The sequence below is a fragment of the Thioalkalivibrio sp. genome (assembly GCF_041690275.1).
GTDB lineage: Bacteria > Pseudomonadota > Gammaproteobacteria > Ectothiorhodospirales > Ectothiorhodospiraceae > Thioalkalivibrio.
The window spans coordinates 22,970-29,704 of record NZ_JAWLHP010000039.1 but is presented as its reverse complement, the minus strand read 5'-3'; the positions used below and the strand labels follow the sequence as shown (position 1 = coordinate 29,704).

The following is a 6,735-nucleotide window of genomic DNA, read 5'->3' as shown; positions in this document are numbered from 1 at the left end:
TGTGGGAGCGGCCTCCCGGCCGCGATGGCCCTGGGCACCCAAGGCAGCCCCGCATCGCGGCTGGAAGCCGCTCCCACAGCAGGTCAGCGCTCCGGGTGAGCCGGCGCCGCGGGCGTGCCCCTGCCTGGTCTCAGGCGTTCTTCAGGATGCGGGCGCGCTCGCGCTGCCAGTCCCGGTCCTTGTCGGTGGCGCGCTTATCGTATTCCTTCTTGCCCTTCGCAAGTCCGATCTCCAGCTTCGCCCGGCCTCGCTTCCAGTACAGCGCCAGCGGCACCAGCGTGTACCCCTTGCGCTCGACCGCACCGATCAGCCGATTGATCTCCGAGCGCTGCAGCAGGAGCTTGCGCGTGCGGCTCGGGTCGGGTTGGATGTGGGTCGACGCGGTGGGCAGCGGCGTCACGTGCGCGCCGAACAGCCAGGCCTCGCCGTTGCGCAGCAGCACGTAGGATTCGCTCAGCTGGGCGCGCCCCGCGCGCAGCGACTTCACCTCCCAACCCTCCAGCACCAGCCCCGCCTCCAGCCGATCCTCGATGAAGAAGTCGTGCCGCGCCTTGCGGTTCAGCGCAATGGTGCTCGCTCCCGCCTCGCTCCTGGATTTCTTCTTTCCCATGGCCGCGCAGTATAGCAACGCCGCGCGGGTCGGATTCCCGCGGAGAACTCGGAGGCCCCCGGGGACAGATTTTAAATCTGTCCCCGTTTCCCGCCGCGTTACCGACGGCGAGAGCGGGGAGGCTGGTGCACGGGGTCGCGGGTGTCGGCCGCAGGGATGCGGCCGTCAAGCCTGCAGGGAGGTATTCACGGCGTCCCGCGACCCCGTGCATCAGCGTCCCCGCGCCCAACCAAGGTCCCTACCCCTATTCGCCCGCCAGCCTGCAGGGAGGTATTCACGGCGTCCCGCGACCCCGTGCACCAGCCTCCCCGCGCCCAACCGCGGCCCCAGCGCTATTCCGGCCCCCGCGGCGGGTCAGTTGAGCCCCCGCCGGGCTTGGCTCACAATCCGCGAAAACAGGGGGAAGTGATCCATGCCAGCGACGGTTTCGATCCACGGACAGTGGTCCACCCGATTGGCCTTTGTCCTTGCGGCCACCGGGTCGGCAGTGGGATTGGGGAACATCTGGCGGTTTCCGTATATCGCGGGGGACAACGGCGGCGGGGCCTTCGTGCTGGTCTACCTGGCGTGCATCCTGCTCATCGGCCTGCCGATCATGATGGGGGAGATCCTGCTCGGACGCCGGGGCCGGCAGAGTCCGATCAATACCATGCTCACGTTGGCGCGCGAGGAGGGTCTCAGCCGAAGCTGGGGGTTGATGGGCTGGATCGGCGTGCTCGCCGGCTTCCTGATCCTGTCGTTCTACAGCGTGATCGCCGGCTGGGCACTGGCCTATGTCTTCAAGGCCGGCACCGGCAGTTTCTCGGGTCTCGACGCCGAAGGCTCGGCCGAAGTGTTCGGGGCGATGCTGGCGAACCCCGAGGGCCTGCTGGCCTGGCATACCATCTTCATGGTGATGACCGCCATGGTCGTCGCGCGCGGGGTCCGTTCGGGACTGGAGCGCGCGGTCACCATCCTGATGCCGGCGCTGGTGGTGCTGCTGATCGTCCTGGTCGGCTACTCGATGGCCCAGGGCGCCTTCATGGACGGCCTGCGCTTCCTGTTCCAGCCCGACTTCACAGCCCTGTCGCCCAACGCGGTACTGCTGGCCATGGGCCAGGCCTTCTTCACGCTGAGTCTCGGGATGGGTGCGATCATGGTCTACGGCAGTTATCTGAGCAGCGAGGCCTCGATCGCCAAGACCTCCGGCTCCGTGGTGGCCGCGGACACGGTGGTGGCCCTGCTCGCGGGTCTCGCGATCTTCCCGATCCTGTTCGCGGCCGGCCTGTCGCCGGAGCAGGGTCCGGGCCTGATCTTCGTGACCCTGCCGCTGGCCTTCGGCGAGATGCCCTTCGGCGTCTTCTTCGGGACGCTGTTCTTCGTGCTGCTGGTCTTTGCCGCGTGGACCTCGGCCATCTCCCTGATCGAGCCCGCGGTGGCCTTCATGGTCGAGAATCTGCAGCTGAACCGCGTGTTCGCCACCACGGTAGTGGCCATGCTCGCCTGGACGCTCGGCATCGCGGCGCTGCTCTCGCTGAACGTCTGGTCGGACTACACCCTGTTCGACAGGGGCGTGCTCGACATTCTCGACTATCTGACCGCGAACATCCTGCTGCCCCTGGGCGGTTTCCTGATCGCGCTGTTCGTGGGTTGGCGGATGACCGAGCGCTCGGTGCAGTCCGAGCTGCGGCTGACGCTCGGCGGAATCTACACCGTCTGGTATTTCCTGGTCCGCTACGTGGCTCCGATCGCGATCCTTCTGGTGTTCCTGCGCGCCGTCGGCCTGATCTGATGTCCACGCGTATCCAGCGGTCCGCGTGGGTGCCCTATTCGGCCGAACAGATGTTCGATCTCGTCAACGACGTCGGCTCCTATCCCGAGTTCCTGCCCCACTGCCGTTCCGCCCGGGTGCTGGAATCCCGGGAAGACCAGGTGAAGGCGACGATCGAACTGGCCACCGGCGCGCTGCACAAGTCCTTCACCACGGTGAACCACCTGGACTACCCGCGGCGGATCGAGATGCGCCTGGTGCAGGGGCCCTTCCGGCGCCTCCAGGGGGCCTGGAGCTTCAGCCAGGAAGCCGCGCGCGGGACCCGGGTGGGGCTGGATCTCGAGTTCGAGTTTGCCGGAAGACTGATGGCGCTGGCGATCGGCCCGGTCTTCCATCACGTCGCCAACTCGCTGGTGGATGCCTTCGTCCAGCGGGCGCGGGAGGTGTACGGGGATGCGCATGCCTGAAGGCGGCGGCGCGGACGAGCGGATCGTGGTCGAGGTCGCCTACGCGCGGCCGGACGTGCAGGTGGTCCTGCCCGTGCAGGTGCCGCGCGGGGCGACCGTGGCCGACGCGGTGCAGGAGTCGGGGATTGCCGAGCGCTTTCCCGAGATCGACCTGCGCGAGGCCAAGGTCGGGATCTTCGGCAAGCACACCCGCATGGACACCGAGCTGCGTGCGAAGGACCGGGTCGAGATCTATCGGCCCCTGATCGCCGATCCGAAGGAGGTGCGTCGGCAGCGGGCCGCTCAGGGCAAGCCGACGAAGAAGGGCGGGGCAGGTAACTGAGGCTGCGTGCGCCGGCGCGACGCGCTCGCGGCGGCGGTCAGCCGCCGGTGTCGCCGGGCGCGCCGCTGTCCTCGATCCGGGCGACGCGTCCGTCCTCGAAGAAGACACTCACCGTGCGCCTTTCCGTGGGCCCGCGGCCGGGCCGGTTGTAATAAACGTAATCCCAGCGCTCCTCGCGGACGAAGGTGCCGCCGACCTGAGGCGATCCCATCAGGAACTGCACCTGCTGCGGCGTCATGCCGGGGCGCAGCTGGGCCACCTTTTCGTCCTCGATCGCGTTGCCCTGCTGCACGTCGATGCGGAAGCTCGGGAGGCCGCTGCAGGCGGTGAGCAGGGTCGCGATGGCCGCAACAGAAATGAGAATCTTGAACATCGGGTGGGCGTGGTCCATGATCCGGGCTGGAAGCGATGGTCAATCTTACAGCAATGCCTCCGGCGGCGGCAGCGCCGGGCCGGGGCGGCGAGAGGGGTTCGAGTGGAAACGCACAACCTGAAGAGGGCGGGGCTGAAGGTGACGCTGCCGCGCATGAAGATCCTGCAGATCCTCGAGGAGTCCGAGACCCGCCACCTCACCGCCGAGGCAATCTACCGCGAGCTGCTGGACTCGGGCGAGGAGATCGGCCTGGCCACCGTCTACCGCGTGCTCACGCAGTTCGAGGCCGCCGGGCTGGTGTCCCGGCTGCATTTCGAGGGCAATCAGGCCGTGTTCGAGCTCGAACGCGGCGGGCACCACGACCACATCATCTGCAACCAGTGCGGGCGTGTCGAGGAATTCCTGGACGAGACGATCGAGCAGCGCCAGCGCGAAACCGCGGCGGCACACGGCTTCGAGATCCGGGACCATGCGCTGGTGATCTACGGCGACTGCATCACGCCGGACTGCCCTCACCGGGAGCGCTGAGCCGCCGGTTGGGGAGCGGAGTCGCGGCCCACTAGCGATCGCTCGCGGCGGGAGCCGATTCCAGCATCTCCCGGGCGTGGGCCAGGCTCCGTTCGGTGACCGTGACGCCGCCCAGCAACCGCGCGATGGCCTCGACCCGCGCCTCGGCGGTCAGCGCGGCGATCTCCGTACGGGTGTGATCGCGGGCACGGTGCTTGGTCACCTGCAGCTGGTGGTGCGCCTGGGCCGCCACCTGCGGCAGGTGGGTCACGCACAGCACCTGATAGCGCCGCCCGAGGTCCTGGAGCTTCCGGCCCACGACCTCGGCGACCGCGCCGCTGATCCCGCTGTCCACCTCGTCGAAGATCAGGGTGCCGACCGGCTGCTCGGCGCTGGCGAGCACCTGCAGCGCCAGCCCGATCCGCGACAGCTCGCCGCCCGAGGCGACGCGCGACAGGGGCTTGGGCGCGGCGCCCGGATTCGCGGCCACCATGAATTCGATGCGATCGCGTCCGTGCGGGCCGGTCTCCTCCGGACGCGTCTGCAGATCGATCCGGAAGTGGCCCCCGGCCATGCCCAGTTCCTGCATGGCCGCGGTCACTGCGGTGTCGAGCCGCCGGGCCGCCTCGCGGCGGGCGCTGCCGAGTGCCGCCGCGGCATCGTCGTACTCCCGGCCGGCCGCCTCGGCCGCCTGCTCCAGGTCCTCCACGGCCGCATCACCGGCATCGAGCTCGGCCAGCTCCGCCTCCATCTTCTGCAGCAGCTCCGGCAGCTGGTCCGGTTCGACGCCATGCTTGCGCGCAAGCCGCAGGTAGGCGGCGATGCGCGCATCGACCTCGGACAGCCGCCCGGGGTTGATCTCCACGCGATCGGCGAGGCGGCGCAGTTCGTCGCCTGCTTCCTGGACCTGAATCCGGGCGGACTCCAGCAGCTCGCATACCGGCCCCAGCCGCCGGTCGTGGCGCACCGCCTCCTGGAGCCCGGACAGGACCTGGCCGAGGGCCGGGTCGATGCCGCCATCGGCATCGATGGCCTCGTGGGCCCCCTGCAAGGCCGACAGCACCTCGGAGCCGTGCGCCAGGAGGGTCTGTTCGGCCGTGATTTCCGCGTACTCGCCCGGGGCCGGCGCAAGCTCCGCGATCTCCGCCGTCTGGAAGCGCAACAGGTCCAGGCGGTCGCTGGCGTTCGCGAGCCGTGACCGGGCCTCTTCCAGGTGCAGCCGGGCCTCCTGCAGGGCGGCGTACGCGCGCGCGACGCGGCGCACCACGTCATCCTCGACGAAGCCGTCGAGCAGCGCGCGTTGCGCGTGCCGCTGCAGGAACTGCTGGTGCGCGTGCTGGCCGTGGATGTCCACGAGCCACTGGCCGAGGGTCTTCAGCTGCGCCATCGTCGCCGGACGGCCGTTGATCCACGCCCGGCTCTTGCCCTGGGCGCCGATCACCCGCCGCAGCAGGACGCCGGTGCGCTCGCCGCCGCCGTCGCCGGCATCGGCATCGAGCAGCGCCTGCGCACGCAGCCAGCCCGATGCCGGGTGCCCGGGGTGCAGATCGAAGCCCGCGCTGAGGTCGGCCTGTACGGCGCCGCTGCGCACGCTGCCGGCGTCGCCGCGATCCCCCAGCAGGAGGCCGATCACGTCGACGAGGATGGACTTGCCGGCCCCGGTCTCGCCGGTCAGCGCGGTCATGCCCGGCCCGAATTCGACCTCGATGCCGTCGATGATCGCGAAGTCCCGGATCGTGATGTGGCTCAGCATCCTCGCGCGGGCCCGGGTTCAGGGATGCTCGCCCCAGCGCAGCTTGGAACGCAGCATGCGCAGGAAGTTGTGATTGCGCGGGTGGAGCAGCGTCAGGGACTCCGCTGCCCGCTGCACCCTGAGGATATCTCCGGCCGCGAAGTCGAGGTTGTCCTGTCCGTCGAGCGCAACCTGCGCCGGCGAGCGACTGCCGCTGCTCAGCTTGATCTCGATCACTGCGCTGCCGCTGACCACCAGCGGGCGGTGATTCAGGCTGTGGGGACAGATCGGCACGATGATCATCGCATCGAGATCGGGCGTGAGGATCGGTCCGCCCGCCGAGAGCGAGTAGGCGGTGGAGCCGGTGGGCGTGGCCACCACCAGCCCGTCGGCCCGCAGTCGGCCGACGTCGAGACCATCGATGAAGGTATCGAATTCGATGATCCGCACCAGTCTCTGGACGTGCACTACCGCGTCGTTCAGTGCCAGCCCCCGATGGATGGGGGTGCCATCCCGCAGCAGGGTGGTCTTGAGCATGGCCCGAGGCTCCAGCTCGAAGGCGCCATCCAGCACCGCATTCAGTTCGGCGGCGGCGCGTTCCGGCAGGATGTCGACCAGGAAACCCAGTCGGCCCAGGTTGATGCCCAGCATCGGCGTGTCCCGGGTCGCCATCGCGCGGGCCGTGCTCAGCAGCGTGCCGTCGCCCCCGATCACCACCACCAGCTCCGCCGCCTTTGCCAGTTCCTCGAGCGGGGCCACGGTGAAGTGGGCGGGATGTTCGCAGTCCCCGATGCCGGCCTCGAGAATCACCCGGGCGCCGCGCTGGTGGAGCGTGTCCAGCAGGGTCGCGACCAGTGGCGCGGTACGCGAGTCGCTGGACTTCCCGACCAGTCCGATGACGTTGAAGTTCGGCTGCATGCGGGCATTATCCGGTAAACGCCGTCTGCCCGCACCCGCGCGGCGAATGTCCGCGC

General features: G+C 69.2%; 8 protein-coding genes. 4 read left to right on the top strand and 4 right to left on the bottom strand.

The features are described 5' to 3' along the window. Positions 1-130: 130 nt before the first annotated feature. Entirely contained in the window at positions 131-610 is a 480-nt protein-coding gene (smpB, locus tag ACESMN_RS09045; protein WP_373053270.1) for an SsrA-binding protein SmpB, read from the bottom strand. Between the two features lie 412 nt (positions 611-1,022). On the opposite strand from smpB, the gene ACESMN_RS09040 reads away from it, so the two are divergent. Genes ACESMN_RS09040 through ACESMN_RS09030 form a run of 3 tightly spaced genes read left to right on the top strand, consistent with a single transcriptional unit; the run spans position 1,023 to position 3,149 of the window. After that, positions 1,023-2,381, top strand: coding sequence for a sodium-dependent transporter (locus ACESMN_RS09040; RefSeq protein ID WP_373053269.1), 1,359 nt, complete (start codon positions 1,023-1,025; stop codon positions 2,379-2,381). Further along, positions 2,381-2,827: a type II toxin-antitoxin system RatA family toxin gene (locus ACESMN_RS09035; protein ID WP_373053268.1), complete on the top strand. Its 447-nt coding sequence runs from the start codon at positions 2,381-2,383 to the stop codon at positions 2,825-2,827. Before ACESMN_RS09040 ends, ACESMN_RS09035 begins: the two co-directional genes overlap by 1 nt. After that, positions 2,814-3,149, top strand: a complete 336-nt coding sequence (locus tag ACESMN_RS09030; RefSeq protein WP_373053267.1) for an RnfH family protein — start codon at positions 2,814-2,816, stop codon at positions 3,147-3,149. The genes ACESMN_RS09035 and ACESMN_RS09030 overlap by 14 nt, the downstream gene beginning before the upstream one ends. Before the next feature lie 37 nt (positions 3,150-3,186). Here the strand turns inward: ACESMN_RS09030 and ACESMN_RS09025 are convergent, their stop codons facing one another. After that, positions 3,187-3,522: an outer membrane protein assembly factor BamE gene (locus tag ACESMN_RS09025; RefSeq protein WP_373053266.1), complete on the bottom strand. Its 336-nt coding sequence runs from the start codon at positions 3,520-3,522 to the stop codon at positions 3,187-3,189. A 102-nt stretch (positions 3,523-3,624) separates the two neighbouring features. Between ACESMN_RS09025 and fur the strand changes: the two genes are divergently transcribed. Beyond that, on the top strand, positions 3,625-4,050 hold the full coding sequence (gene fur, locus ACESMN_RS09020) for a ferric iron uptake transcriptional regulator (protein ID WP_373053265.1): 426 nt from the start codon (positions 3,625-3,627) through the stop codon (positions 4,048-4,050). Positions 4,051-4,081: 31 nt separating this feature from the next. On the opposite strand, the gene recN is transcribed toward fur, so the two are convergent. Together recN and ACESMN_RS09010 are read right to left on the bottom strand one after the other, a co-directional pair. After that, the gene (gene recN, locus ACESMN_RS09015; protein ID WP_373053264.1) at positions 4,082-5,782 is read right to left on the bottom strand and encodes a DNA repair protein RecN; all 1,701 of its coding nucleotides are present in this window, start codon (positions 5,780-5,782) and stop codon (positions 4,082-4,084) included. An 18-nt stretch (positions 5,783-5,800) separates the two neighbouring features. Then, entirely contained in the window at positions 5,801-6,679 is an 879-nt protein-coding gene (locus ACESMN_RS09010) for an NAD(+) kinase (protein WP_373053263.1), read from the bottom strand. Positions 6,680-6,735: the final 56 nt, after the last annotated feature.

What these genes read in the sequence shown, in the direction of transcription:
- recN (WP_373053264.1), bottom strand. Translation starts at nt 5,782, where the DNA reads ATGCTGAGCCACATCACGATCCGGGACTTCGCGATCATCGACGGCATC.
- ACESMN_RS09025 (WP_373053266.1), bottom strand. Translation starts at nt 3,522, where the DNA reads ATGTTCAAGATTCTCATTTCTGTTGCGGCCATCGCGACCCTGCTCACC.
- ACESMN_RS09040 (WP_373053269.1), top strand. Translation starts at nt 1,023, where the DNA reads ATGCCAGCGACGGTTTCGATCCACGGACAGTGGTCCACCCGATTGGCC.
- ACESMN_RS09030 (WP_373053267.1), top strand. Translation starts at nt 2,814, where the DNA reads ATGCGCATGCCTGAAGGCGGCGGCGCGGACGAGCGGATCGTGGTCGAG.
- smpB (WP_373053270.1), bottom strand. Translation starts at nt 610, where the DNA reads ATGGGAAAGAAGAAATCCAGGAGCGAGGCGGGAGCGAGCACCATTGCG.
- ACESMN_RS09010 (WP_373053263.1), bottom strand. Translation starts at nt 6,679, where the DNA reads ATGCAGCCGAACTTCAACGTCATCGGACTGGTCGGGAAGTCCAGCGAC.
- ACESMN_RS09035 (WP_373053268.1), top strand. Translation starts at nt 2,381, where the DNA reads ATGTCCACGCGTATCCAGCGGTCCGCGTGGGTGCCCTATTCGGCCGAA.